Source organism: Phenylobacterium sp. (assembly GCF_030693625.1).
In the GTDB taxonomy this organism is placed as follows: domain Bacteria; phylum Pseudomonadota; class Alphaproteobacteria; order Caulobacterales; family Caulobacteraceae; genus Phenylobacterium; species Phenylobacterium ferrooxidans.
The window spans coordinates 20877-45687 of the sequence record NZ_JAUYAF010000075.1; the positions used below are offsets into that span (position 1 = coordinate 20877).

The window sequence follows — 24811 nt, forward strand, 5'->3', positions numbered from 1 at the left end:
TCAACTAACACTCGACTTAAGCGAATACAACAACCTGCTTATTTGTCGGAGGTTATCGATGGCGGCCCAACCAGTTGTCGAGGCGACGCCCGAGCGGCGACGCTGGCTCTCCATCCTCGCCAAGGCGCAGCCGAAGGAAGTCCTCGCCGCCTGGGAAGGCCTGGCCTCGCCGCCGGAGTACCGGGCGCTGCGCAGCCCCGAGATCGGCATGGTCCTGGTGCGCGGCCGCATGGGCGGCTCCGGCGACGCCTTCAACCTCGGCGAGATGACCGTGACCCGCGCCGCGGTTCGGCTCGACAGCGGCGAGACCGGGATCGGCTACGTGGCCGGCCGCGATCGCAGGCATGCGGAGATCGCCGCGGCGGTGGACGCCATGATGCAGTCGGCCGACCTGCGCCCCTCCGTCGAGGGCGCCGTCATCGCCAAGCTGGCCCGGACCCAGGACGAGCGCCGCGACACCGCCGCCCGCAAGGCCGCGGCCACCAAGGTCGACTTCTTCACCATGGTTCGCACCCGGAGCCCCGGCTGATGTCCGCCGTCCTTGATCTCGCCGATATCGCGCCGGCCTTCCCCGACCCCACGCGGGGCAGCCAGGCCGTCTTCCGCAAGGTGATGGAATGCATGGCCCGTCCGGGCGTCATTCATGACCTGGCCTTCGCCCCCGACGCGCCCCAGGGCCTGGACCGCGCCGCCGGCGCCGTCGCCCTGACCCTCTTCGACTTCGAGACCCTGATCTGGCTTGACCCGCGCCTGCGCGGTGGGCTCGCCGAGGGCTGGATCCGGTTCCATTGCGGCCCGCCGCTCACCGGGGATCCGATGGCCGCGGCCTTCGCCCTCGTGACGGACATCGCATCGGCCCCGGCGCTCACCGCCTTCAACATGGGCGACGCCAAGTACCCCGATCGCTCCACCACCCTGGTCATCCAGCTGCCGTCCCTGGAGGGCGGCCCGCAGGTCGTGCTCACCGGTCCGGGCATCAAGACCGAAATGACCCTGGCCCTCGCGGGCCTGCCCGACGGGTTCTGGGCCCAGGTCCAGGCCAACCACGAACAGTTCCAGTTCGGCGTGGACTTCATCTTCGTCGCCGGCGACCGCGTGACCGCGCTGCCGCGTTCGACGCGCATCACCATCAAGGGAGACTGACATGGCCTATGTGGCAGTTAAGGGCGGCGAGCGGGCGATCACCAACGCGCACCGCTGGCTCGCCGAGGATCGCCGGGGCGACGTCGCCATCCCGGAGATCGAGACCGATCAGATCCGCGAGCAGCTCTCGCTCTCCGTCGACCGGGTGATGAGCGAGGGCTCCTGCTATGACCGCGACCTCGCGGCCCTGGCCGTCAAGCAGGCGCGCGGCGACCTGCCGGAAGCCATCTTCCTGACCCGGGCCTATCGCACCACCCTGCCCCGCTTCGGCGCCTCCCTGCCGGTGGAGACCGGTCAGATGGCCGTCCGTCGGCGGATCTCGGCGGCGTTCAAGGACATCCCCGGCGGCCAGGTGCTTGGCCCGACGTTCGACTACACCCACCGGCTGCTGGACTTCACCCTCGCCGCCAACGGTGAGACCTCGGTGGACCGCGCCCTGGAGGCAGAGGAGCCCCAGGCCTATCCCATGGCCACCATCGCCTCGGTCTTCGCCCACGAGGACCTGCTCGAGCCCGACACCCAGACCGACGAGGCGCCCGCGCCCTTCGACCTGACGCGCGAGCCGATGGCCTTCCCGGCCGGCCGCGATCAGCGCCTGCAGGCCCTGGCCCGTGGCGACGAAGGCTTCCTGCTTTCCCTGGCCTACTCCTCGCAGCGCGGCTGGGGCTCGACCCACCCGCTCTGCGCCGAGATCCGCCTGGGCGAGGTCGCCGTGGAGTTCATTCCCGACGAATTGGGCTTCGCCATCGAGATCGGCGAGCTGACCCTGACTGAGTGCCAGATGATCTCCACCTACGGCGGCGGCGTCGACACCGCCCCGCAGTTCGCCCGCGGCTACGGCCTGACCTTCGGCCACTGCGAGCGCAAGGCGATGTCCATGGCCATCGTCGATCGGGCCCTGCGGGACGCGGCCGCCGGCGAGGCCTCGGCCCCCTGCCAGGACGAGGAGTTCGTCCTCTACCACTCCGACAATGTGGAGGCCTCCGGCTTCGTGCAGCACTTGAAACTGCCGCACTACGTCGACTTCCAGGCCGACCTGCAACTGATCCGCCGCCAGCGCCGCGACTATGCCGAGCGCGCGGCTGCGATGAAGGAAGCCGCCGAATGACCGCGCGTCCCAATGAGCCCGAGCGCTACTACAACTACGCCTACCTGGATGAGCAGACCAAGCGGATGATCCGCCGCGCGATCCTGAAGGCCCTGGCCATCCCCGGATACCAGGCGCCCTTCGGGTCCCGCGAAATGCCGGTGCCCTATGGCTGGGGCACGGGCGGCATCCAGCTGACCGCGGCGATCATCGGTCCTGACGATGTCTACAAGTGCATCGACCAGGGCGCCGACGACACTACCAACGCCGTCTCGATCCGCCGCTTCTTCGCCCAGGTGGCCGACGTGGCCACCACCGAGGAGACCGGCGAGGCGACCATCATCCAGACCCGCCACCGCATCCCGGAAAAGGGTCTTACCGAGGGCCAGGTCCTGGTCTTCCAGGTGCCGCAGCCCGAGCCGCTGCGCGGCCTGGAAGCCCGCGAGACGGAGACCCGCGCCATGCACGCCTATGAGGAATACGGCCTGCAGTACGTCTCCCTCTACGAGAGCGTCGCCGCCCACGGCTACATCGCCTCGACGGTGGGTTATCCCACCATGATCGAGGAGCGCTACCTGATGAGCCCCTCGCCCATCCCCAAGTTCGACAATCCCAAGCTGGGCCAGAACCCGGCCATCCTGCTGTTCGGCGCCGGGCGCGAGAAGCGCATCTACGCCGTGCCGCCCTACACCAACGTCCGCAGCCTGGACTTCGAGGATCACCCCTTCGAGACCCAGACCTGGGAAGAGGACTGCGCCCTCTGCGGCGCGCAGGAGAGCTACCTCGACGAGGTGGTCCTGGATGACTCCGGCGAGCGGATGTTCGTCTGCTCCGACAGCAACTTCTGCGCTGAACGCCGCGCCGCCGGCCACGCCGGCCCGATGGCGGGCCACCAGCTCGCCGCCCTCGACAAGGAGCCGGCGTGATGGATGCCGACGTGATGACCCGGCCGCAAGCGGCCTCCGGAATGACCCAGGCCGCGCCGCTGCTGCGGGTCACCGACCTCACCAAGTCCTACGGCCACGTGGTGGGCTGCCGCAATGTGTCCTTCGAACTGCGGCCCGGCGAAGTGTTGGGCATCGTGGGCGAGAGCGGCTCGGGCAAGACCACCCTGCTGAACGCCATCTCGGGCAAGCTCCCGCCCTCGGCCGGCAAGGTGGAGTTCGACACCAGCCGCTTTGGCCTGACCGACATCTACGGTCTGAACGAACCCGACCGCCGCCGCATGCAGCGCGAGGAATGGGGCTTCGTGCACCAGAACCCCCGCGACGGCCTGCGCATGCGGGTCTCCGGCGGCGCCAATGTCGCCGAGCCGCTGATGAACCTGGGCAACCGGCACTATGGCCAGATGCGCGCGGCCACCATCGAGTGGCTTGAGCGCGTCGAGCTCGACACCCGCCGCATCGACGACAAGCCGCGCAACTTCTCCGGCGGCATGCAGCAGCGCATCCAGGTGGCGCGCAACCTGATCCACGGGCCCCGCCTGGTGTTCATGGATGAGCCCACCGGCGGTCTCGACGTCTCGGTCCAGGCCCGCCTGCTGGACCTGCTGCGCGAGCTGGTGCGCGACCTGGGCCTCGCCGTGATCATCGTCACCCACGACATGGCCGTGGCCCGCCTGATGGCCGACCGGCTGATCGTCATGAAGAACGGCTTCGTCGTGGAGACCGGCCTCACCGACCAGGTGCTGGACGATCCCCAGCATCCCTACAGCCAGCTCCTCGTCTCCTCCGTCCTGCAGATCTAGGTCACACCATGAGCACCCTCCCCCTCATCGTCGTCGAGGACCTGGCCAAGACCTTCGTCCTCCACAACGCCGACTCTGCGTCCATTCCGGTCTTCGAGCGCCTGAGCCTGGAGGTTTCTCCCGGCGAATGCGTGGTGCTGGCCGGCGAGTCCGGCGTCGGCAAGTCCACCCTGATGCGCTCCATCTACGGCAACTATCTGCCGACCCAGGGCTCAGTGCGCGTCCTCCACGACGGCGCCTATGTGGACATCACCCAGGCCCTGCCGCACCAGGTTCTGGACGTGCGGCGCCGCACGCTGGGCTATGTCAGCCAGTTCCTCCGGGTGATCCCGCGCATCTCCACCCTGCAGCTGATCATGGAGCCGCTGCTGGAGAATGGCGTCTCCACGGAAGAGGCCCAGGACCGGGCCGAGACCCTGCTCTCGGCCCTGCGTCTGCCGCGGGCCCACTGGGAGCTGCCGCCCGCCACCTTCTCCGGCGGCGAGCAGCAGCGCGTGAACATCGCCCGCAGCTTCATCCGCAACTATCCGGTCATGCTGCTGGACGAACCCACCGCCTCCCTGGACGCCGAGAACCGCGCCATCGTGGTGACCCTGATCCAGCAGGCGCTGGCCCGGGGCGCGGCGATGATCGGCATCTTCCACGACCATGACGTCCGCGACGCCGTCGCCACCCGTCTGTTCGGGGTGTCTGAGTTCAAGGCGGCCGCCTGATCATGGAACAGCGCATCTTCTCGCAGAATATCGTCACGCCCCAGGGCCTGGTGCGCGGCGAGGTGGTGGTGCGGGACGAGGTGATCCTCGCTGTCGAGGCTCGCGAGAGCCCGTCGGCCGACGCCCACGATTGGGGCGGCGACTGGCTCGTTCCCGGTCTCGTGGATATCCACACCGACAACCTGGAAAAGCACTACCAGCCCCGTCCCGGCGCCCTGTGGGACGCCTATGGCGCGGCCCTGGCCCACGACGGCCAGTGCGCCTCGGCCGGCATCACCACCGTGCTGGACTCCCTGAGCCTGCACGGCCGCAAGGAAGGTCTCGACCGCAAGGAAGCCCTCGGCCCCATGATCGCCGGCATGGATGCAGCCCAGGCTGACGGCGCCCTGCGCGCCGAGCACCTGCTGCACCTGCGCTGCGAGGTGACCAATCCCGAGCTGCTGACCCTGCTGGAACCCCACGCCGACAATCCCCGCCTGAAACTGCTGTCGGTGATGGACCACACCCCCGGCCAGCGGCAGACCTCCAACGTGGCCGCCCTTGAAATCCGCATGGTGGCCGCTGGCCGCAGCGAGACCGAGATCGACGAGATGATGGCCCGGCGCCATGCCGGTCGTGACCCTTCGGTGGCCCAGTCCAACCGCCGCAGCGTGGTGGCCTTCGCCCGCGAGTACGGCGTGCCGATCTGCGCCCACGACGACGCCACCCTGGAGCATGTGCAGGAGGCCCACGACGACGGCTGCGTCATCGCCGAGTTCCCCGTCACCCTTGAGGCCGCGCTGAAGTCGAAGGTTTTTGGCATGGCCATCTGCATGGGCGGGCCGAACTTCGTGCGCGGCGGCTCGCACTCTGGCAATCTGTCGGCCCGTGAGTGCGCTGAGCACGACGTTCTCGACATCCTGGCCTCGGATTACGTGCCCCTCTCCATGCTCCGCTCCGCCTTCATGCTGATCGACGACATGGGCTGGACGCCGCAGAGGGCCCTGGCCACCGTCGCGGCCAACCCGGCCCGCAGCCTGGGCCTGAACGACCGCGGCGAAATCGCGCCGGGCCAGCGCGCCGACATCGTCCGGGTCACGCGACGCTCTGCCGGATGGCCGGTCCCCACCGAGGTCTGGCTGCGGGGCCAGCGGACCGCATGACCGCCCGCTACGCGATCTACTACGCCCCACGGGCCGGCACGCGGCTGTGGGACAAGGCGTCGGCCTGGCTGGGCGCCGACGCCTATACCGGCGCCGCGCCGTCACGCCGTCCCCTGCCCGGCCTCGACGCGCTGGACCTGGACGCCCTGACGCAAGACCCTCGCGGTTACGGTTTCCACGGGACGCTCAAGGCGCCCTTCGAACTCGCGCCCGGGCGCGGCGAGGCCGAACTGCTGGCGGCGGTCGGGCGACGGGCCGCGGACCTGGCCCCCTTCGAGGTCCCGATCGCGCCCGCCGCCCTTGGCCGGTTCCTGGCCTTCCAGCTCCAGCAGCCCTCGCCTGAGATGCAGGCCCTGCACGCCCTCTGTGTCCGAGACTTCGACACCTTCCGCGCGCCGCTGTCGGACGCCGACCTGGCGCGCCGCCGCAAGGCTCCGCTGACCCCGGAGCAGGACGCGCGCCTGGTGGAATGGGGCTATCCCCATGTCCTCGAGGACTTCCGCTTCCACATGACCCTCACCGGGTCCATCCGCGACGACGCCGTCCGCACCCGCGTCCTGGCCGTGCTGCGCGATCACTTCATGGAAGAGACCGGGCCGCACCTGTTCGACGGCGTGGCGGTCTTCAAGCAGGACGACCGCCAGGCGCGGTTCCTCATCCTGGAGCGGTTCAGCTTCAGCGCCTGAGGGCGGCCAGGAAGCGGGCCACGCCCTCCTGTGGCGTGCTGTCGTTCTGAACCACCATCACATCGTCGCCCGTGACCGGTATGGCCTCGGCGCGAGCCAGGCGCTGTGCGATGTCGGCCGCGCTCTCACGACCCCGCTGTGACAGCCGGTGGGCCAGGATTTCGGGATCTGCGGTCACCACCAGCACCCTCAGGGCGCCGAAGCTGGCCCGGGCCGCGTCCAGCACGGCGCGCGAGACATTGACGACCACGGTGCGGTCGAGGGCCAGGTCGTCGGCGATCTCGGCCGGGATTCCATAGGCCAGCCCGTGAGCGCGCCAGGTCAGGGCGTAGCCGCCGGCGGTCTCGCGGGCGACGAACTGGGCCTCATCGACGGGGTCATGGTCCTCGCCGCCCGCCTCGGCCGGGCGGGTGATCTCGCGGCGGGGAAAGACGAATTCAGGATCGCCGTCGAGCGCCGCCCGGGCGCCGTCCAGCAGAGTGTCCTTGCCGGCCCCAGAGGGCCCGACCACGAGCACAAGCATGCCGGCCTCAGGCGTACTTTTCGACGAAGGCGTCGGCGTCGAGGTCGCGGAAGTCGTCGATGGCGTCGGCGAGGCGCTCATGGCTCCAGTCCCACCAGGAAACCGCCAGCAGACCATCCTGGACCGCCTTGGGGAAGCGCTCACGGATCGGCTTGGAGGGAACCCCGCCGACGATGGTGAAGGGCGGCACGTCCTTGGACACCACAGCGCCCGCGCCCACCACCGAGCCGGTGCCGATGCTGACGCCCGGCAGGACGGTGGCGCCGTGGCCGATCCAGACGTCGTGGCCCAGGGTCACGGTGTGCGACCGCCGCCACTCGAAGAAGTCGTGATCATCTTCGGGGCCTAGCTCGTAGGAGCGGGTGCGGTAGGTGAAGTGGTGCAGCGCGGCCTTCCAGGTCGGGTGGTTGCCGGGGTTGAGCCGTGCGTCCCGGGCGATCGAGCAGAACTTGCCGATCTCCGCATAGTTGGCCGAGGCGTCGTTGACGATGTAGCTGTAGGCGCCCATCGAGACTTCAGAAAAGCTGGTGCGGGCCCCGACGCGGGTCCAGGGCCCCAGGATCGAGTCGTGCACCTGGGCGTCCTTGTGCACCACCGGCGCCGCGCTATCGCGGGCCTCGGCCGGCTCTTGGTGAACATAGCGGTCGAAATAGAGGTAACCGTCCTCGAGCGGCCGATCGGCCAGACGCAGCCTCATCAGGCGGCCGCCACGACGCTGAAGGGTTCCGGGGCGCTGGTACGGCCGCCATAGACGCGGTCCAGCACCGCGGGGGTGAGCGCGCTCGGCGGACCGTCGAACACCACGGCGCCCTTGGCCATGGCGATCACCCGGGTGCAGTAGCGCCGCGCGATGTCGAGGCTGTGCAGGTTGACGATCACCGGGACGTTGCGCTCCCGGCAAATCTTCTGGAGGGCCTCCATGACCACCTCGGCGTTGACCGGGTCGAGGGAGGCCACGGGCTCATCAGCCAGGACCAGGTCGGGATCCTGCAGCATGGCGCGCGCGATGGCGACCCGCTGCTGCTGTCCGCCCGACAGGGTGCCCGCCCGCTGCAGGGCCGCGGAGGCCATGTCCAGGGCGTCGAGCTCCAGGATGGCGCGGGCCCGGTCGGAGGCGGGGAAGAACTTGATCAGCGAACTGAACAGAGGGCGCTCGCCCACAACGCCCACCAGGACATTGGTGATGACGTCCAGGCGGGGACTGAGGTTGAACTGCTGGAAGATCATGGCGCAGCGGCGGCGCCACTTGCGCAGGGGCGCACCCTTCAGGTGACTGACGTCATCGCCGTCCCAGGTGACCTTGCCCTCGCTCGGGTCGCTGAGGCGGTTGATGAGCCGCAGCAGGGTCGACTTGCCGGCCCCCGACCGGCCGATGATCCCCACCAGCTCACCTCGCTTGCAGGAAAACGACACGCTGTTCACCGCCAGGGTGTCGCCGAAGCGCTTGCTGACGCCATGCAGTTCGAGCATCGGACCTCCAGGTACAGACCTATGGGCAGACGCTAGCGGCGCGCCGTGACCCGGACGTGACGGCGGGGCGATGGGGCGCTGGACCAAGGGGCGATTTGTCGGCGTCGCGTCCGCGTCACCGGTTCACGTTATGGTGTCAGGATCGCGGAGAGTCTGATGGCCGATTTCCTGGTGATCGGCGCCCTGGCCCTGGACCGGCCGGTGCGGCTGAGCGGGCCTCTGGAGTCCGGCGGCCGCCTGCTGGGCAAGAGCCTGGACGGCGCCCTGGCCGGACGGCTGGGGGGTGGCGCGGCGAACGCCGGCGTCGCCCTGGCGCGCGCGGGCCATCAGGTCGCGGTCGCCGGAGTCGTGGCGGCCGACGCCGATGGCGACGCCTGCCTGGCCCGGGTCCGGGCCGCCGGCCTGGACACCCGCCACGTCCTTCGCAGGGACGGCGCCAGCCGCACCACCCTGATCCTGATCGAGCCCGGCGGCGAGCGCCTGGTCCTGGGCCTGGATATCGAGCCGGCCAAGCCGCCGACCCTGCCCCCGCCCGAGCCCGACGCGGCGTTCGACGGCCTCTATGTCCGCGCGCCCTACCCAGGGGCGGAAGCCTGGGCGGCGGCCTGCCAGGGTCCCGTGGTGGCCCACTGGCCGGCAGGCGGATTCGCGGGCCCCTGCGATGTCCTGGTGGCCTCGATGGACGACTGCGATGTCGCCACCCTGGCCGATCCCTTCGCCGCCGGACGGGCCCAGGTGGGTGAGCGGCTGAGCTGGATGGTCCTGACCCGCGGCGGTCACGGCGTCACGGCCCATGACGGCCGGCGCATCCTGCGGGCTACGCCGCGGCCGGCCACGGTGGTGGACGCCACGGGCGCCGGGGACTGCTTCGCCGCCGGCCTGCTCGAGGCCCTGACGGCTGGCGCGGACATGCAGGCGGCGCTCGCCCACGCCTGCGCCTGGGGGACCGTGGCCGTCGGCCTCGACGCCTCGGCCCCGCTGGACGGCTCGTTTCCGGCCTTCAGGCCAGCCGCTTCCTGAGCTGCTGGGAGACGGTGTCCAGGGCCGCGACGCAGATCATGTAGAGGCCGATGATGAAGAAGACCTGGTCGAAGGCGAAGATGCGGATGCGCTCTTCCAGCTCGAACCCGATCCCGCCGGCTCCGACGATGCCCAGCACCGCGGCGTTGCGGAAGTTGCTCTCCAGGAAGAACAGCACCTGGCTGGCCATGATCGGCGTCACCTGCGGGGCGAGGCCGTAGCGCAGCACCATCAGGGGCGAGGCGCCAGCGGCACGGACACCCTCCAGGGGCCTTTCGTCGCCGTTCTCGATCGCCTCGGAGAACAGCTTGGCCAGGCTCGGCACATCGGCGAGCGCCAGGGCGATCACGCCGCCGAAGGGACCAAGCCCGAAGGCCGAGACCAGGATCAGGGCCCAAACCAGCGCTGGGACGCCCCGGAACCAGTCCAGCACCCGGCGGAAGGCGAAGTGCAGCACAGGCTGCCCCACCACTGTCTTGGCGCCCAGCATCCCCAGGGGCAGAGCCGCCAGCGCGGCCAGCACCGTGCCGGCGAAGGCCATGGCGAAGGTCTCGGCCAGGGCCTTGAGAATGCGGGGCAGATCGCCACCGTCGCTGGGGGGGAAGGCTCCGGCGGCAAGCTGGCCGAACTTGTCCATTCCGGCCAGCATGGCCTCGGGGGCCAGCTCCAGGTCGATGCACATGGCCACGAAGGCGGCGACTCCCAGCACGACCAGTCCCATGCGCTGCAGACGCGCGGTCCCACTGGCGCGCATGGCTTGCGGCGCGAGCAGCAGGGCGCGGGCGTGATTCTCGCGGGTCATCGCGCTTCCCCCAGGCCGATCAGACGGTGGCGAATGGCTTCGGACGCCATGTCGATCAGGAAGATCATGCCGACGATCAGCAGCAGGATCGCCAGGTAGGTGTCGAACTCGGTGTAGGTGATGGCCCGCTGCAGCTCGATGCCGATGCCGCCCGCCCCCACGATACCCAGAGCCGCGGCGCCGCCCAGGTTCCCCTCCAGCCGGATCAGGGCGTAGGAGGCGTAGTTGGGCAGGACCTGGGGGATCACCCCGTAGCGGATCTTGCGGATAAGGCCGGTGCCCGACGCCTCCATCGCTTCCAGCTGCCGAGCGTCGACCTCCTCATTGATCTCGGCGAACAGCTTGCCGAGCCCCCCCATGGTGGAGATGGCCAGGGTGATGACCCCGGCCAGCGGGCCGACCCCGAAGGCGGCGACCAGCAGGAGCGCCAGCACCAGGTCCGGCAAGGTTCGGATCGCCTCGAGAGTCCGCCGCACGGTGAAGCGCACCGCCGCAATGGGCATCAGGTTTCGCGCGCAGAGGAACGAGGCGAACAGGCCGCCGATCGCGCCGAGAACCGTGGCCACGATAGCCATCTCCACGGTCTGCCAGCCCAGCTTCAGCCAGACCGGCAGGTCACAGAACCACCAGGCCATGGAGCCGGTCGTCCTGCGGTCTTCAAGCAGGACATCGCCCTTCAGGTCCGGGATCATTCGATTGAAGAAGTCACCGATCCGCCCCAAGGGGTCGCCGCCGATATCGGAGGAGAAGAACTGACTGCGCTGGAACGAGATCAGCAGGATGGCCGAGAAGATCAGCAGGCCGACCAGGGCCTCCAGGCGCTGGCGGCGTAGGGTTCGCCGGCGCAGCGCTTCGAACTCGGCCACGGCCGTCATCGCGTGGCCACCAGGGCCAGGGCCTCGGTGGGCTCGAACTCGGCGGCCTTGAGCGCCCAGGAGGAGGCCCAGGTGAAGGCGGCCCTGTTCTCCAGGTGCATCGGCATATGGATGCCGATCAGGCGGTAACGGGTCTCGTTGGCGATGTCCTTGCGCACGACGATCGCCTGAGCGGCCTGGGGGCGCGCCTTCAGCAGAACCTTGAGGTCACTGCAAAGCGGCCCGGCCTTCGGATCGTCGGGCATGCAGAGCCGCTGCCAGGCCGCCGCGTGCAGGACGATGGCGTCAGCCTCCCCGGACCGCAGCTTGCCGAGCGCGTCGGCGGCGTCGGCCGCCGTCATCTCGGCCTTGAAGACGTCAGCCCCAAATCCTCGGTCGGCGAGAACCTTGCTGGGCAGGGCTCGCGCGGCCGGCATCGATCCGCCGAAGGCCAGGGTCTTGCCCCGCAGGTCCTCCAGGCTCTTCACGGGACCGGCCGCCGGCGCCGCCACGACCACCGGAATTCGGTTCAGGCCGCCCTCGGGGCGGATGGTGAGGATGGCGCGGGTCGTGCCCGCCACCGGGGCGAAGCTCACTGGATCCAGCAGGGCCATGTCCAGGCTGCCGGCCGCCAGCGCCGCGGCCGCGGCCGACGGGTCGGCCACCGGACACTTCAACACCTTCACGTCGAGCCGCTTGGCGAGATGATCGTAATAGGCCTTCTCGCCGGGTGGCGCGGTGGCGTCCAGCGGCGCGCAGGGGCCCGCCGTCGGCATGACGGCCGCGATGCGCAGGCTGGTGACCGGCGCCTTGTCCGCGGCCGCCACCAGGACCAGGGCGGAGACCGCCAGCAGGATCTTCCTCACGGCCGGCCTCCTTGTCCGCGGCGCTGCGCGATGTCGGCGGCGCGCAGGGCGATGACGTCCTTGTAGTGTTCGCGAGTGACCGAGGTGTAGGCCGACCCGTCCAGCTGTCCGACGTCCACCCACAGGTCGGGTTCGTCATAGGGCAGCGCGCCCATCGTGCCGCGAACGGTGTCGATCAGCGGCTGCGGCCGGTCGGTGCGGACCACGAAGGCCTCGCTGGGAATGGGTCCGGCCGTCCAGATGATGCGGAAGTCCTTCAGGTCCACCAGCTTGCGGCGGGCCATGGTGTGCAGCGCGCCTCGGCTGAAGCCATTCACCGGGTCGCCGCCGCTGGCCTGCAGGATCGCCCCGTCGAACTGGCCGTTGGCCAGGGCCATCACCGCCTGGGTATGGCCGCCAGCGAAGGAGGTCTTGCCGAAATAGGTGTCCGGGTCGATCCCCTCATCGCGCAGCCTGGCGCGGGGCACGAGGTAGCCGGAGGTGGAGTTGAAATCCACATACCCCAGGGAGCGCCCCTTCATGTCGGCCAGGGTGCGGATCGGACTGTCGGCGCGGACGACGATGGTCGAGTAGTAGCCAGTGCCCCCCTCCGCCTGACGAAGCGTCAGGATCGGGGCTGCGAGAGGGCCGATCTGGGCGTCGACATTGGCGTAGCCGCCGCCGGCCATCTGGGCCAGGTCGACCTGGCCGGAGGACAGGGCCTGGATCACGCCGTTGTAGTCGGAGCTCTCGTACAGCTTGACCGGCAGGCCGATGGCCTCGCTCAGCCGCGCGCGATAGGTGCTCCGTCGCTTGACGATCCTGGGATCGTCATTGCTTCCGCTGACAGCCATGCGGATCTCCTTGATCCCGCTGCGCCAGTCGCCGGTGTCGGCCACCGGCGTCTTTTCACCGCACCCCGCCAGGGTGACGCCGAGGCCAAGGGCCACCGCGGCGGAAAACCATGCTGATCGAGCCATTGCGCACTCCCGGCTCCGGCGGCCCGGAGCGACAATCGCAGCGTTGCCTCCAAGCCGTGTCGTGGCGGTGACGGCCATATGACAGTCTTCGGTCGCCGTTGAGATTTGTCAGGGTGAGGACATTGAGGACCTGGTCCGACGCGGCCTGCCGTCTCGCTCCCGCGCGCTTCGAGACGCCCAGCGCCAGGCTTACGTTCCGCATGACGGAACAGTATTCCGCCTATTGGAATCGACTTCAGCTGTGTGCGAAGATCGGTGTCGCTGACGCTAGCTCTGGAGCAGATCATGACCAGCCCTGACCACCCGACCCTGGGCGCCGTGCGAAGCGCCGAGGCCAAGCTGTTCCCCATCGTCGAGACGACGGAGGGCAAGGTGCGAGGGCTGAGATCCGGCCGGATCTCGGTCTTCAAGGGCCTGCGCTACGGCGCCGACACCTCCGGCGCGAACCGATTCCTGCCGCCGCAGCCCGTGGAGCCTTGGGCCGGGGTCCGCGACGCCCTCGACTATGGCAATATCGCGCCCCAGATCCCCGGCGACCGGCGCCACGCCTATGCCGACCTGATCCTCAACGATGTCCAGCCCGGCGGCATGGGCGAAGACTGCCTGGTGCTGAACCTCTGGACGCCCGACCCCAGCCCGGGAGCCCGGAAGCCTGTCATCGTGCGCTTCCACGGCGGCGGCTTCTATGGCGGCTCCAGCAACAATCCCGGCGGCGACGGCGAGATGCTGGCCCGCTTCGGCGACTGCGTGGTGGTGACGGTGAACCACCGCCTCAGCGCCCTGGGCTATCTCTATCTCGGCGACGAGGGCCCGCTGGCCGACTCCGGCGCGGCCGGCATGCAGGACCTGGTGGCGTCGCTGCGGTGGGTGGCGCGCAATGTCGAGGCCTTCGGCGGCGATCCGTCCCGCGTCCTGATCGTGGGTCAGTCCGGCGGCGGCGCGAAGGTGAGCCACCTGCTGGCCATGCCGGGGGCCAAGGGCCTGTTCTCCAGCGCCGGCGTGATGAGCGGATCGCGGCTGACCGCCATGACCCGCGAACAGGGGGCCAAGGCCGCGGACCTGCTGCTGCGCCAGCTCGGCCTGCGGGCGGACCAGATCAAGGAATTGCGGGCTGTCCCCTTCGCCACCCTGCTGGCCGCCCAGGCCGAGGTGGAGGCGGAGGACCGGGCGCGCGGCGAGGCCCCGAGGTCCTTCGCCCCCCTGATCGGCGATGCGATCCCGCACCATCCCTTCACCCCCGGCGCGCCCACAGAGTCGCTGGACATTCCCCTGGTGATCTCCACCGCCCTGGATGAGCGCACCTACCGCGAGACCCGGTTCGACATGGCGTGGGACGAGGTCCGCAAGAACCTGGACCGCCGCGTCGGCGCCGACGCCGACATGCTGCTGTCGGCCTATCGCGATGACGATCCGGCCGCGACGGCCTTCATCATCAACGCCCGCATCAACTCCGACACCACCTTCCGCCTGGGCGCCGACACCATGCTCGAGCGGCGGCTGGCGGCCGGCGGCGCGCCGACCTGGTCCTATCTCTGGGCCAGCCCCAGCCCGGCCTTCGGCGGTCGCTACGGCGCGGTGCACGGCATCGACGTCGCCTATTCGATGCACGACATCCGCTTCCCCCTGGCCGGTCCCACGGCCGACAACCTGCGGCTGGCCGACGAGATCGCCTCGGCCTGGGTGACCATGGCGGCCACGGGCTCACCGGCCAATCCCAAGACCCCCGCCTGGCCGGCCTACGACCTCAGCGCCCGCAACACCCTGGTCTTTGGCCAGCCCACCCAGGCCCAGAGCGATCCCCGGCGCTTCTTCCGCGAGTACTGGTCCAAGGCCGCCGCCGCCCGACGTCCCTGACGATCGAGCGCCCACGTGGGGTGAAGGGCGGACAGAGCGCGCCATCGTGCTAAGGCTCGCCCTCCTGCGCACGGAGACCGCCATGGAAGGCCCGACATCCCACTTCTATTTCTCGCAGCGGCTGCGTCTGCACTATGTCGACTGGGGCAATGAGACGGCCCCGCCGCTGGTCCTGGTCCATGGCGGCCGCGACCACTGCCGCAACTGGGACTGGGTCGCCGCGCGGCTTCGCGACCGCTACCACGTGATCGCGCCGGATCTTCGGGGCCACGGCGACAGCGCCTGGGCGGTGGGCGGCGGCTATGACAACGCGGCCTACCTCTACGACCTCGCCCAGATCATCCATCAGAAGGGCATGGCGCCGGCGACCATCATCTCCCATTCCCTGGGAGCCGGGATCGCGCTGAACTACTGCGGAGCCTTTCCCGACAGCGTAAAGAAGATCGTCGCCATCGAGGGCCTGGGCCCCTCCCCGGCCGTGATGGCCGAGCAGGCCAAGCGCACGGTGGAGGAGCGCCTACGCGCCTGGATCGATGACCGGCGCAAGAACTCCGGCCGCACGCCGCGCCGCTACGCCAGCCTGGACGAGGCGGTCGCCCGCATGGCCGAGCAGAACCCCCACCTCTCGCCCGAACAGGCCCGCCACCTGACCATCTACGGCGTCAACCAGAACGAAGACGGGACCTATAGCTGGAAGTTCGACAACCACGCCGGCGGCGGGGTCGGCGGCCTCAGTCACTCCGACCAGCACCGCCTGTGGGGCCAGATCACCGCCCCCGTGCTGCTGGTGCGGGGCGCCGAGTCCTGGGCGTCGGATCCGGTCATCGACGGCCGCATCCAGCACTTCACCAACGCCAGGCTGGTGAATTTCGAGGGCGCCGGCCACTGGGTCCACCACGACAGGCTTGAGGCCTTCATGGCCGAGGTGGAAACCTTCCTGGCCGAGTAGCCACGCTCTCCCGACGCCTGGCTGCGGAACTGCCGGGAGGGCCGGGAACTTTCATCTGCGAACCCTCAGGAGAACGCAGATGAGCAAGCCGCAGACACCAGGCCGCGAGGCCAACGCCGCCCAGCCCCTGGGCGACCGTAAGGGGCTGGTTTCGGACAAGGGCACGAAGCGCACGGCCGAGAAGGAGCAACGCTCGGCCGGCCCCGACGGGCCAGACGCCGGCGTCATCGGGGCGACCTTCAAGAAGTAGGCCGGCGGGCTGAGGCCGCCTGGTGCGGCTTCAGCCGCCCGCCGCGGGGCGGAAGCGTGGGAACCGCCCGTCCGTCCCCCCGTTACTTCGGTCCACCAGACAGGGCGGCCGAGGCCGCACAGGACCATGCTCAGTCTCTCGACCGCCGCCGGCTTCTCCCACTCGATATCAGACGGTTGCTGGTCCTGGGCGACCTTCCCCCCCGACGGGCGCACACGCGCCTCGGGCGCCGCAAGCGCCCGCGCCATGGCGGCCGCCGAGATCGTTCACGACATCTGCCAGGCCTGGGCGCGGGGCGCGGCCGTCGCCGCCTAGCGCTGCATGTGACGCGGGTCCCAGGCCGCGATCACCCAAGTATCTCCAACTCCACAGGGACACACCATGCCCGCTGAAAAGCCGCCCAAGCCCCACCAGGACGCCACCATCACCGGCGAGCCGGAACTGCTGGACGACGGGCAGGAGGAGGCCTTCTCCTATACGGCGATCGAGCGCGGCTTGGTGAAGGACCCGCTGGCGATGGATCCTGACCTCCTGCGGCCTGCAGACACGACCGACCGACCGCGACGAGAAGCCGGAACTGACCGGCCAGTGATCCCGCCGCACAGCCCCACCCGACCCATCCAGGACGCTTGATGCCCGCCGAAGTCGCCAAGGCCGATCCCGTCGCCCCACTTACGCGCGCGATGGACGCCGCCTTCTCGGGAGATGCCGAGATGCTGCGGGGCCTTGCCGCCGTGGTCGCCTCGTTCTCCGTCCGCATCGTCGTGGCCATCGTCATCCTGGCCATCACCCTATGGGCGGCCAAGCGCGTCGCCCGCGTGACCGAACGCGGCATGGAGCGGTTCAGTCGTCACACCCCGGCCGATAAGACCCTGGCGGACTTCGCCTCGGCCCTGGTGAAATACCTGATCATCGCCATCGGCCTGATCGCGGTGCTGCAGCAGCTTGGGGTGCAGACGACGTCGGTCCTGGCGGTTCTCGGCGCCGCGTCCCTGGCGATCGGCCTGGCGCTCCAAGGTACTCTGGGCAACGTCGCCGCCGGCGTGATGATCCTGTTGCAGAGACCCTATCGCGTCGGGGACCGCGTCGAGTTGAACGGCCGGCAGGGTGTGGTGTCAGGGCTGGATCTCTTCAACACCAGGCTGCTCGATTTTGACGGGCTGACGGTCTACCTGCCGAACGGCAAGGTGTTTGGCGACATGATCGTCAACCTTTCCCAGGCCGGGCGGCGGCGCATCGACCTAGTCTTTGGCGTCGACTATGAGGACGACCTCGACCTCGCCCTGGAGCTGCTGCTGACGATCGCCGGGGAGGACAAGCGGGTGCTGTCCTCTCCGCCGCCCTGGTCCAAGGTCACCGCCCTCGCCGACAGCAGCGTCAGCGTGTCTCTGCGCTGCTGGACGACGCCGGACGAGTGGATGGATACGAGGTTCGACCTGGTCAAACGGGTCAAGGAGGCCTTCCAGGCCCGCGGCCTGAGCTTCCCCTACCCTCACCAGGTGATGGCCGAACGGGTCCGCCATACATCCGACGGCGCCACCGCCTGACGCGCGAGGTGATGGCGGTAAGGGATGTCGCGATGGTCAGCGGGTTCTTGACCCGATGGCTCATCTCGCCGGCCAGCAGCTCGTTGGCCTCTTCGGCTTGAACCGATGATGCAGGCCAGGCGGCCCTGCATCATCGGCTGGCCGGGTCAGCGCGCGGCGAGTTTCAGGCGCTTCAGACGCATGTGTTCGGAACTGCGCATGCACTTTGCGCCGCTCCAGGCCGCGTCGGACTTCACGGCTTCTTCGGCGGTGACAAACTCGACAGCGCCATAGGCGCGGGCGAATGAGCGGCGAGTGAGGTCTTCATTGTCGCAAACAAAGACTTTCCGCGTCGCGGGCTCTGTCCTGGTCGCGTGAGCGGCCGCGTCCTTGGCCGCGACGGCGACCGACTTCGCCGCTTGGGCGTTTGCGGTGCCCAGGCTCACGGCGGCGATGACGGCCCCCAGCAATAACGAACGCATGGCCTTCTCCCTAAAAAGAGGCCGGTTCAATCCGGCTTGACCACAGGATACGCCCTTTTGGGTCGTTGTGAAGTTTATGTGACTATGCGCCGCAGAAACACGGAAGCGTCATGAAAGGCGGCGCCCGGTGGCGGCTCCGCAGGGATGCCTGCGACCGACCTGGCTCCGCGGAGTCTTCGGTGGAATGTGATGTCTGCGTGACCGCCACCTCGCGGCAGGCAAAGATTCATGAAACTGTCGCGCGGCTGATGGATAGCTGGCTTTTCAAGCCGCTGCGGGCCTGCGAAGGCCGACGCGCAAGGGAGACGGCGCCACAGAATGCGCTACGGGATCATCGTCGAAGGGCCGCAATCGCCGTCCGCCGAGGTCCAGCGGTTGCGTCTGGCGCAGCAGGCCTGCGACGTGGTCGTCGAGGAGCCAGCCATGACGCCGGATGCGCTTCGTCGCCTCTTGCGGCTGATCGCGCGCTTGAAGCCCCGTGATGAACTGGCCGTCCATGGCCTGGAGGTGTTCGGGCAAACCACCGGCGCCGTCGTTCATCTGTTGCGCGAGGTGTTTCGCAAGGGCGCTGTCATCGTCGTGGCCCGTGAGGCCGAGGAGCCGATGCGGTTCGAGCCGCGGCCGGGCCTGTTGGCCCTGGTCGACGCCCTGGCCGATCACGAGGCGGGCCAGACCCTGCCCCCGGTCCCGCGCCGTCGCCGGGGAGAGGCCGGGCGTCGGATGCAGCTCACGGCCCATCAGATCGACTATGCCCGCAAGCTGCACGCGGAGGGCGCCTCGCCGCGGGCGATTGGCCTGCTGTTCCAGGTGCCGCCTGACGACATCTGGCAAATTCTCGACAGGCAGGGATGATCCTCGACGCCCATAGCCTGCCTGACTGGGGCTGGACGGCGCTCGCCGCCACGCTGGGCGCCGTGGCCGGCAGCTTCATCGGCCTCATCTCTTTGCGCCTGCCGGTCGGCAGGCCCGTCGGCGCGGCGCGTTCGGCTTGCGACGGCTGCGGTCGGCGGCTGGGCGTCCTGGACCTGGTTCCGATCCTGAGTTTCGTTGCGCTCCGGGGCCGCTGCCGCACCTGTGGGAGCTCCATCGCCCGGCGCTACCTGCTGCTGGAGGTGGGCTGCGCCTTGCTGGCGGTCTGGGCGGGCGTCGTTCATCCGGGCCCCTTGGCCCTGGCCGGCGCCCTGCTGGCCTGGCAACTGCTCCTGCTCTGCCTGCTGGACGCCGAGCACTTCTGGTTGCCCCGCGTGGTCACCCTCCCCCTGGTCGCTTCGGGACTGGCGGTCTCAGCGGCCTCGGGGACGCAGGCGGCGCTGCACAGCCTGATCGGGGCGGGGGCCGGATTTCTCAGCCTGGCGACGATCGCCGCCCTCTATCGGCGCCTGCGCGGCCGCGAGGGTCTGGGGGGCGGCGACGCCTATATGTTGGCCGGCGCCGGGGCCTGGGTCGGATGGATAGGCCTGCCGACCACGCTGTTGTGGGCCTCGCTGGCCGGTCTGAGCCTGGTGGCCTCCAGCCTGCTGGCCGGGCGCAAGGTCACGGCCGACCAGCGCCTGCCGTTCGGCGTATTCCTGGCGGCCGGAACCTGGCTGACCTGGCTCTACGGCCCCTTGGGCGGCGTGCGCCTACCCTAGGGCGGCGCTTCGCCACCGCCCAGACGTCCCTGGTCCACTCGCCGGAACCCGTCGATGGTCCGCTCGAACCCACTGAGCGCCGCCAGAGCCGCGAACCTGGGGTTAGTCGCCCGCAGCACGGTCTCCAGCCGGTATCCGCCCGCGCCGTCCAACCGGATCAGCACATCGATCGCCACCCCGTCGGCCAATCCGCTCAGGGGGATCACGGCGGCGCCCCCGCGACAGGTCGGCGAGCCCGACAGGACGAGGGCCGGGGCGAGCGGCGCGCCTCCGGGAAGGGCCAGCTGGTCGAGGGAGACCCGCCCGCCGGCCGAGCGGCAGAGGCCGTGGCGAAACTCGAGGTCCACGTCCTTCAGGCCAAGCCGCCCGTGGACCGGAGCCTTGGGGATCACCAAGCCCAGCGGCAGGGTCCCGTCCAGGCTGCGCCCGCCCGCCCGCTTGCCGGACAGCAGCAGCACACCCTTCGCCGAGATCGGCCCCTGAGTGCGGAACCAGACCCGGCCGCCGCCCAGGAACAGACCGGCGACATCGAGACCCAGGCGCACATCCCCGAGCTCGACCCCGCCCAAGCGCGCGCCCTGCAGCTGCCCGCGCCAGATCGTGCCGCTCGCCTCGCGGGCCGCGAGGCCACGGCGTGCGGCGCCCATGGCGTCCAAGGCCAGCCGCAGCGGCGCCAGGCCGATCAGCAGCAGCGCCAGGGCGATCGTGAAGATCTGGGCCAGACGGAGCTGACTCATGACCCTGCCCTCTCCAGGGTGGCGTCCAGGGTGAGGCCGCCCGTGTCGTTCTTCACGATGGCCAGGTGGGTCGCGGCCACGCCATGCTCACGCTGCAGCAGACTCAGCCACGGGAAAAGGACGGTGGGCGCGACGGACGGCGCCGAAACCCGGAGCCCGCCCGAGGGATCGGCCTCCACGCGCCCCAGGGCGATGCCAGCCGCCGCGGCCGTGGTGCTGACCGCCGCTTCCAGGGGCAGCCGGCGGGGCGGGGCCTTGGCGGGCGCCTTCAGCCGGGCGATCGCCGCGACATTCCGGGCGACCTCAGCCTGGTCCTGCACCGCCTCCGCATGTCGCTCTGACGCGGCCCTCGCGGCGGCCTGCAGGGGGCGCAGGACGCCAAACAGCAGCACCACCAGCGCAAGGCAGGCGCCCATCACGCCAAGCAGGACCTGCTCGCGCCGGGTCCGGCCGTTCCACCACGCCATCATGTGCGCGCTCCCAGGATTACGTCGCTGATCACGCGGGGGCCTTCCTGTTGGGTCGCTTCGTCCCGCATGGGGATTCCCGCCCCGCGCATGGCCGCGCGAAGCAGTTCGACATCGGATATCTGGCCGTAGCTGATCCGCGCCCGCACCGCGCCGTCGGGCGCCAGCACCAGGCTCTCCAGCTGGGCGCCCTCGATGGTCTCGAGGGCTGAGAACAGGTTCGCCACCAGGCCCGTCGGCCCGCCGCCAGCGGCGAGCAGCAGTTCGTTGAGACGCGTACGGGTCTGGCCGGCGGGATCGGAGATCGCCGCGCCGGCCGGCAGGACCGTGGCCGCCTGCTGGGTGGCGCGCCGTTCCAAGCTGCCGGCGGCCAGGTGGTCGCGCAGGACCTGGGCTCCGAACAGGATCGGGAAGCTGAGAACCAGGACGCCCGCGAGGATCGCCGCCCGCTTCAGGTTGCGCCAGTCGAGCCGGCTCTCGCGGGCGGGGTCGAACTCGTCCTGCAGCAGGTTGACGAGCGGGGCCGCCGCCCCGGCCGCCAGGGCCGCCTCGATCGCCTCAGGCTGTTGCAGCATCACCACGTCGCGGCCCTGCAGGACAATGGCCACCAGGTCAGGCTCCAAGGTCATGGCCATGCGCCGTCCGCGCACCGCCACCAGGCCGCCGAGGGGCGCCGCCGACAGCGCCTCCCCCGCGGGCGCTGGCAGCATCAGGTGATCGGGAAGCACAACATCGGGAACCACGCCATGCAGGGCGGCGTCGGCGAGCCAGACCTGCAGCAGGCGCCTGGCCACCACCACCACCAGGCGGTGCCCATCCTCCTCCAGCGGGCCGATGGCCAGGTGAAGGTTCTCGTCGGCCAGGGCGAACTGGTCGGCCAGGTGCAGGCGCGCCGCGGCCTGGGCCTGAGCCAGGTTGCGGGTCGGCAGATGCAGCCAACGGGTGCTGACCTCCGACCCCGGGACCACCAGGACCTCACGCAGGGGCTCGGCCGGCCGGCCGACGCCGATGGGCGCCTCACCGCGGGCGACGACCACACCCGCCCGATCGACGATCATGTAATGGGGGGCGGCGTCGGCCCCCTGGGGCGCCAGGACGATGCGGGTTCTGCTCATTCGTCGTTCGTCCAACGTCTGGCGGCAAGGCGAATTCCGCCTGCGGCGTCCTGCTCAAACAGCGCGCTCGCCACCACGACGGCGTCGCGATAGCTGACTTCGCTCTCTAGGTTGAAGAAGCGCGACCGCACAGCGACCTGGGCGATCACATCGGCCGAGGGCTGCAGGTCGATCAATTGCGGCATGCGCCAGAAGGCCATCACCTCCGACCAGCCCTGCGCCGGGCGCCCGGCGATGACGCGCCGCGCCGCCTCCACGGTGACCGCCCCGTCGGTGAGCATGACGACCAGGGGCGCCTGCTGCGGGGTCAGGGCGTTGAGGTTGATCGGCGAGAGCATCGTGGTCGGCAGGGCGCAGACAAAGGGCCGGACCCGGGCGTAGAGCGCGGGATCGAAACCGTGGACGGCCCGCAGCTCGCTGACCTCCGCCAGCAGGGCGCCGGCGGTGCGGTAGGGCTTGGCCCCTCGCGCATAGGTCTCGTCCTCCGCGCCGCCGGTCTCGCGCAGGGCGTCGCTGTCGATCCAGTCCACCAGAGCCCCGGTCAAGGCTTCGGCGGTCCGCGGCGCGACCTGCAACGCCTCCAGAAGCGCCGTAAACTGCGCGGCGCCCAGATCGCGGCGGCGATAGGATTCCCCCACGCCGTCGACGACGCTGTTCAGGTTGAAGCAGGTCGCGCCGTCGCTGATGCGGCCCTGCAGCGTGCCCTCGTCGATGGGGAAGGTGAAGGTCCGGCCGTTCCATTCAGCGGCGACGGGCGCATTGTCGCCGGCCAGCTCCACCAGGCGACGTCGCGCCAGGGTCTCGGCGCCCAGCGCATACCAGCGGGCCTGGCTGATGGCCTCTCCATTGGCGGTGCGCCGGATGCCGAACCGGATGTCGTCGAGCACCCCCACCGCCAGCGCCGACATCACCGCCACCAGCAGCAGAACGGTCAGCAGCGCCACCCCCTCCTCGCCTGGCCGCCTCATGAGGCGCCTCCCGGCAGCAGGAACAATTGGCGCACCTCGCCCACCGACTTGAGCGTCAGGGTCAGGCGAACCACCTGGGGCATGGGGACGCTCGACGAGGAGGTCCAGGTCGGACGCCAGGCGCCCTGCGAGAGAAACTCCACATCCGCCGCCTGCACGCCGTCGATCAGCCGCTGCGGCTCGCCCAGTCGCGCGCCATCCAGCGCCGGTCGCGATCGCCGCTCCAGGCGGCCGTCCTCGACGCGGTACTCCACATATTGCAGGGAGCCGCGCGCGGCTCGGTCGGGATTGTCCCAGCCCCGCCGGCTGAAGGCCAGCAACGCGCCGGGCGGCGGACCGCCGCCAAAGGGTCCCGCCGCCGGGGTGCCGGCCTCGTCGCGCGTGCGGCGCGGGGCGGCCTGTTCCAGGTCGCTCTTCAGCAGGGCGCGGGTTCGCTGGATGTCCCCCAGGCGGTCCATGCGGCCGCGCACGGCCACCTGATTGTCGACAGTGAACCGCATCACCGTCACGCCGGCCGCAGCCAGCAGACTGAAGATGAACAGGGCCACCAGCATTTCCACCAGGGTGAAGCCCTTCATCCGCGCCCCCGGAACACCGTGACCTCGCCCAGGGTGCGGTCGCTGTCGGCGCGGGTCACCCGGACATCGATGCGGAGCACCGCGGGGTCGGCGGTGCGGCTGATCTGCTGGGTCCAGGCCCAGGTCCGGTCCCCGGCGGTCTCGGCGCCGCGATCCTCGCCCAGGGTGGGGAGTTCGGGCTGGGTGAGCAGCTCCACCGCGCGGTTCTCGGCCACCACGATGGCGAAGGTCCGCTCCTCCAGGGCCACCGCCGCGCGCGTGGTCTCGCCGGCCAGGTTCAGCAGGGCGACAACCGCCAGGCTGAACACGGCCAGCGCCACCAGCAGCTCGATGAGGGTGAAGCCTTCAGCCCGGCGCGACATCGACCTTCACATTCCCGGCGTCGTCGACGGCTACCCCGGCCTGGCGGGGCGCGCGCGAAAGGGTGATGCGGGCGGCGCCGGCGACCCCGGTGGGATCGAAGCGAACGCCCTGGGCGCCGTCGGCGGCCACGACGGCCACCTTCAGGCCCGGGCTCCAGGCGACGGGTTCGAACGGCGCGGTGGTGAGCGGCGTCCAGCCGTCGCGGCCCTGGACCCTGAACCGGTAGCCGACTGTATCGACGGCCACGTCCACGGCGCGGTTGGTCAGCACCGCCTCCTCCTGGGCGCGCTTGAGCCGCGCGGCCAGCACCTCGGCCTCCCCGCCCGGCGTCGGTCCCTGATCGGGCGCGGTCATGACGACGGCCGCGCTGATCAGGCCGATGATGAACAGGGTCACCATCAGCTCGACCAGGGTGAAGCCCCGTTCGGAAAGAGGCCTAGCTCCAGTTGCCGATGTCGGCATCGTCGCCCTCGCCACCTTTGCGGCCGTCCGCCCCGAACGAATAGATGTCGAAGCGCCCCTTCTCGCCCGGCACCGCGTATTGATAGGGATTGCCCCACGGGTCCTGCGGCAGGCGGCGGATATAGCCGCCCTCGCGGTAGCGGTCGGGACGGGTTATGCCGGCCGGCGGGGTGACCAGCGCCTGCAACCCCTGCTCGTTGGTGGGGAAGGCGAAGTTGTCGAGCCGATACCCCTCGATCGACTGCTCCAGCACCGAGATGTCGGCGCGGGCCTTCTCCTTCATGGCGCGATCCTGGCTGGGCAGGACATTGACCATGACGACGGTCGCCAGCAGCCCCAGGATGACGATCACCACCATCAGTTCCAGGAGGGTGAAGCCGGCCTCGGCATGGGGACGGCGGATTTGGCGAGGCATGT

At 70.1% G+C, this 24811-nt stretch carries 33 protein-coding genes; 17 read left to right on the top strand and 16 right to left on the bottom strand.

Annotated features, from left to right (window positions below):
- Positions 1-58: 58 nt before the first annotated feature.
- The 8 genes from phnG to Q8N10_RS17585 are packed head-to-tail and all read left to right on the top strand — an operon-like array spanning position 59 to position 6518.
- A complete protein-coding gene (gene phnG / locus Q8N10_RS17550) occupies positions 59-529 on the top strand; it encodes a phosphonate C-P lyase system protein PhnG (RefSeq protein WP_304775026.1) in 471 nt (156 codons plus the stop codon).
- Complete coding sequence (phnH, locus tag Q8N10_RS17555; RefSeq protein ID WP_304775023.1) at positions 529-1143, top strand: phosphonate C-P lyase system protein PhnH; 615 nt, start codon at positions 529-531, stop codon at positions 1141-1143. Before phnG ends, phnH begins: the two co-directional genes overlap by 1 nt.
- Before the next feature lies 1 nt (position 1144).
- The gene (locus Q8N10_RS17560) at positions 1145-2251 is read left to right on the top strand and encodes a carbon-phosphorus lyase complex subunit PhnI (RefSeq protein ID WP_304775022.1); all 1107 of its coding nucleotides are present in this window, start codon (positions 1145-1147) and stop codon (positions 2249-2251) included.
- Entirely contained in the window at positions 2248-3156 is a 909-nt protein-coding gene (locus Q8N10_RS17565; protein ID WP_304775019.1) for an alpha-D-ribose 1-methylphosphonate 5-phosphate C-P-lyase PhnJ, read from the top strand. Before Q8N10_RS17560 ends, Q8N10_RS17565 begins: the two co-directional genes overlap by 4 nt.
- Positions 3156-3977: a phosphonate C-P lyase system protein PhnK gene (gene phnK, locus Q8N10_RS17570; RefSeq protein ID WP_304775017.1), complete on the top strand. Its 822-nt coding sequence runs from the start codon at positions 3156-3158 to the stop codon at positions 3975-3977. The genes Q8N10_RS17565 and phnK overlap by 1 nt, the downstream gene beginning before the upstream one ends.
- An 8-nt stretch (positions 3978-3985) precedes the next feature.
- Positions 3986-4690: a phosphonate C-P lyase system protein PhnL gene (gene phnL, locus Q8N10_RS17575; protein WP_304775015.1), complete on the top strand. Its 705-nt coding sequence runs from the start codon at positions 3986-3988 to the stop codon at positions 4688-4690.
- A gap of 2 nt (positions 4691-4692) precedes the next feature.
- Positions 4693-5832, top strand: coding sequence for an alpha-D-ribose 1-methylphosphonate 5-triphosphate diphosphatase (locus tag Q8N10_RS17580; protein ID WP_304775012.1), 1140 nt, complete (start codon positions 4693-4695; stop codon positions 5830-5832).
- Complete coding sequence (locus tag Q8N10_RS17585) at positions 5829-6518, top strand: DUF1045 domain-containing protein (protein WP_304775011.1); 690 nt, start codon at positions 5829-5831, stop codon at positions 6516-6518. Before Q8N10_RS17580 ends, Q8N10_RS17585 begins: the two co-directional genes overlap by 4 nt.
- Here the strand turns inward: Q8N10_RS17585 and phnN are convergent.
- From phnN to phnC, 3 genes are read right to left on the bottom strand one after another with little or no spacing between them, the layout of a single operon-like run.
- Entirely contained in the window at positions 6508-7041 is a 534-nt protein-coding gene (gene phnN / locus Q8N10_RS17590) for a phosphonate metabolism protein/1,5-bisphosphokinase (PRPP-forming) PhnN (protein ID WP_304775008.1), read from the bottom strand. The genes Q8N10_RS17585 and phnN overlap by 11 nt on opposite strands.
- A gap of 7 nt (positions 7042-7048) precedes the next feature.
- Entirely contained in the window at positions 7049-7738 is a 690-nt protein-coding gene (locus Q8N10_RS17595; protein ID WP_304775005.1) for a DapH/DapD/GlmU-related protein, read from the bottom strand.
- On the bottom strand, positions 7738-8511 hold the full coding sequence (gene phnC, locus Q8N10_RS17600; RefSeq protein WP_304775002.1) for a phosphonate ABC transporter ATP-binding protein: 774 nt from the start codon (positions 8509-8511) through the stop codon (positions 7738-7740). Before phnC ends, Q8N10_RS17595 begins: the two co-directional genes overlap by 1 nt.
- A 156-nt stretch (positions 8512-8667) precedes the next feature.
- Between phnC and Q8N10_RS17605 the strand changes: the two genes are divergently transcribed.
- Positions 8668-9531, top strand: coding sequence for a PfkB family carbohydrate kinase (locus Q8N10_RS17605; RefSeq protein ID WP_304775001.1), 864 nt, complete (start codon positions 8668-8670; stop codon positions 9529-9531).
- On the opposite strand, the gene phnE (Q8N10_RS17610) is transcribed toward Q8N10_RS17605, so the two are convergent.
- The 4 genes from phnE (Q8N10_RS17610) to phnD are packed head-to-tail and all read right to left on the bottom strand — an operon-like array spanning position 9512 to position 13012.
- Complete coding sequence (gene phnE, locus Q8N10_RS17610; protein WP_304774998.1) at positions 9512-10333, bottom strand: phosphonate ABC transporter, permease protein PhnE; 822 nt, start codon at positions 10331-10333, stop codon at positions 9512-9514. The genes Q8N10_RS17605 and phnE (Q8N10_RS17610) overlap by 20 nt on opposite strands.
- Positions 10330-11208 carry a phosphonate ABC transporter, permease protein PhnE gene (gene phnE / locus Q8N10_RS17615; protein ID WP_304774995.1) on the bottom strand — a complete coding sequence of 293 codons (879 nt, stop codon included), beginning with the start codon at positions 11206-11208 and terminating at the stop codon, positions 10330-10332. The genes phnE (Q8N10_RS17610) and phnE (Q8N10_RS17615) overlap by 4 nt, the downstream gene beginning before the upstream one ends.
- Entirely contained in the window at positions 11205-12053 is an 849-nt protein-coding gene (locus Q8N10_RS17620; protein ID WP_304774992.1) for a PhnD/SsuA/transferrin family substrate-binding protein, read from the bottom strand. The genes phnE (Q8N10_RS17615) and Q8N10_RS17620 overlap by 4 nt, the downstream gene beginning before the upstream one ends.
- The gene (phnD, locus tag Q8N10_RS17625) at positions 12050-13012 is read right to left on the bottom strand and encodes a phosphate/phosphite/phosphonate ABC transporter substrate-binding protein (RefSeq protein ID WP_304774989.1); all 963 of its coding nucleotides are present in this window, start codon (positions 13010-13012) and stop codon (positions 12050-12052) included. The genes Q8N10_RS17620 and phnD overlap by 4 nt, the downstream gene beginning before the upstream one ends.
- 285 nt (positions 13013-13297) lie before the next feature.
- Between phnD and Q8N10_RS17630 the strand changes: the two genes are divergently transcribed.
- The 6 genes from Q8N10_RS17630 (at position 13298) to Q8N10_RS17655 (ending at position 17612) form a co-directional block, all read left to right on the top strand.
- Positions 13298-14866, top strand: a complete 1569-nt coding sequence (locus Q8N10_RS17630; RefSeq protein WP_304774986.1) for a carboxylesterase/lipase family protein — start codon at positions 13298-13300, stop codon at positions 14864-14866.
- A gap of 82 nt (positions 14867-14948) precedes the next feature.
- Positions 14949-15815: an alpha/beta fold hydrolase gene (locus Q8N10_RS17635; protein ID WP_304774983.1), complete on the top strand. Its 867-nt coding sequence runs from the start codon at positions 14949-14951 to the stop codon at positions 15813-15815.
- Positions 15816-15894: 79 nt separating this feature from the next.
- Positions 15895-16065 carry a hypothetical protein gene (locus Q8N10_RS17640; RefSeq protein WP_304774982.1) on the top strand — a complete coding sequence of 57 codons (171 nt, stop codon included), beginning with the start codon at positions 15895-15897 and terminating at the stop codon, positions 16063-16065.
- A 126-nt stretch (positions 16066-16191) separates the two neighbouring features.
- A complete protein-coding gene (locus Q8N10_RS17645) occupies positions 16192-16380 on the top strand; it encodes a hypothetical protein (RefSeq protein ID WP_304774979.1) in 189 nt (62 codons plus the stop codon).
- Between the two features lie 66 nt (positions 16381-16446).
- Entirely contained in the window at positions 16447-16698 is a 252-nt protein-coding gene (locus Q8N10_RS17650; protein WP_304774976.1) for a hypothetical protein, read from the top strand.
- Positions 16698-17612 (top strand): mechanosensitive ion channel family protein, encoded by a 915-nt coding sequence (locus Q8N10_RS17655; RefSeq protein ID WP_304774975.1) that lies wholly within the window; start codon positions 16698-16700, stop codon positions 17610-17612. The genes Q8N10_RS17650 and Q8N10_RS17655 overlap by 1 nt, the downstream gene beginning before the upstream one ends.
- A 146-nt stretch (positions 17613-17758) precedes the next feature.
- Here Q8N10_RS17655 and Q8N10_RS17660 read toward each other — a convergent pair whose 3' ends face one another.
- Positions 17759-18073: a hypothetical protein gene (locus tag Q8N10_RS17660; protein WP_304774974.1), complete on the bottom strand. Its 315-nt coding sequence runs from the start codon at positions 18071-18073 to the stop codon at positions 17759-17761.
- A 318-nt stretch (positions 18074-18391) separates the two neighbouring features.
- Here Q8N10_RS17660 and Q8N10_RS17665 point away from each other — a divergent pair, with 318 nt between their 5' ends.
- Both Q8N10_RS17665 and Q8N10_RS17670 read left to right on the top strand, forming a co-directional pair.
- The gene (locus Q8N10_RS17665; RefSeq protein WP_304774972.1) at positions 18392-18925 is read left to right on the top strand and encodes a hypothetical protein; all 534 of its coding nucleotides are present in this window, start codon (positions 18392-18394) and stop codon (positions 18923-18925) included.
- Entirely contained in the window at positions 18922-19704 is a 783-nt protein-coding gene (locus Q8N10_RS17670; RefSeq protein ID WP_304774970.1) for an A24 family peptidase, read from the top strand. Before Q8N10_RS17665 ends, Q8N10_RS17670 begins: the two co-directional genes overlap by 4 nt.
- Here the strand turns inward: Q8N10_RS17670 and gspN are convergent.
- The 8 genes from gspN to gspG are packed head-to-tail and all read right to left on the bottom strand — an operon-like array spanning position 19701 to position 24809.
- Positions 19701-20441, bottom strand: a complete 741-nt coding sequence (gene gspN, locus Q8N10_RS17675; RefSeq protein ID WP_304774968.1) for a type II secretion system protein N — start codon at positions 20439-20441, stop codon at positions 19701-19703. The two genes, Q8N10_RS17670 and gspN, sit on opposite strands and share 4 nt — an antisense overlap.
- Entirely contained in the window at positions 20438-20911 is a 474-nt protein-coding gene (gene gspM, locus Q8N10_RS17680; protein WP_304774966.1) for a type II secretion system protein GspM, read from the bottom strand. The genes gspN and gspM overlap by 4 nt, the downstream gene beginning before the upstream one ends.
- Positions 20908-22023 (bottom strand): type II secretion system protein GspL, encoded by a 1116-nt coding sequence (gene gspL / locus Q8N10_RS17685; RefSeq protein WP_304774964.1) that lies wholly within the window; start codon positions 22021-22023, stop codon positions 20908-20910. The genes gspM and gspL overlap by 4 nt, the downstream gene beginning before the upstream one ends.
- Entirely contained in the window at positions 22020-22991 is a 972-nt protein-coding gene (gene gspK / locus Q8N10_RS17690) for a type II secretion system minor pseudopilin GspK (protein WP_304774962.1), read from the bottom strand. Before gspK ends, gspL begins: the two co-directional genes overlap by 4 nt.
- Entirely contained in the window at positions 22988-23569 is a 582-nt protein-coding gene (gspJ, locus tag Q8N10_RS17695) for a type II secretion system minor pseudopilin GspJ (protein WP_304774960.1), read from the bottom strand. Before gspJ ends, gspK begins: the two co-directional genes overlap by 4 nt.
- Positions 23566-23931 (bottom strand): type II secretion system minor pseudopilin GspI, encoded by a 366-nt coding sequence (gene gspI, locus Q8N10_RS17700; protein WP_304774958.1) that lies wholly within the window; start codon positions 23929-23931, stop codon positions 23566-23568. Before gspI ends, gspJ begins: the two co-directional genes overlap by 4 nt.
- Positions 23915-24394, bottom strand: coding sequence for a GspH/FimT family pseudopilin (locus Q8N10_RS17705; RefSeq protein ID WP_304774956.1), 480 nt, complete (start codon positions 24392-24394; stop codon positions 23915-23917). The genes gspI and Q8N10_RS17705 overlap by 17 nt, the downstream gene beginning before the upstream one ends.
- Complete coding sequence (gspG, locus tag Q8N10_RS17710; protein ID WP_304774954.1) at positions 24369-24809, bottom strand: type II secretion system major pseudopilin GspG; 441 nt, start codon at positions 24807-24809, stop codon at positions 24369-24371. The genes Q8N10_RS17705 and gspG overlap by 26 nt, the downstream gene beginning before the upstream one ends.
- Between the last annotated feature and the right edge of the window lie 2 nt (positions 24810-24811).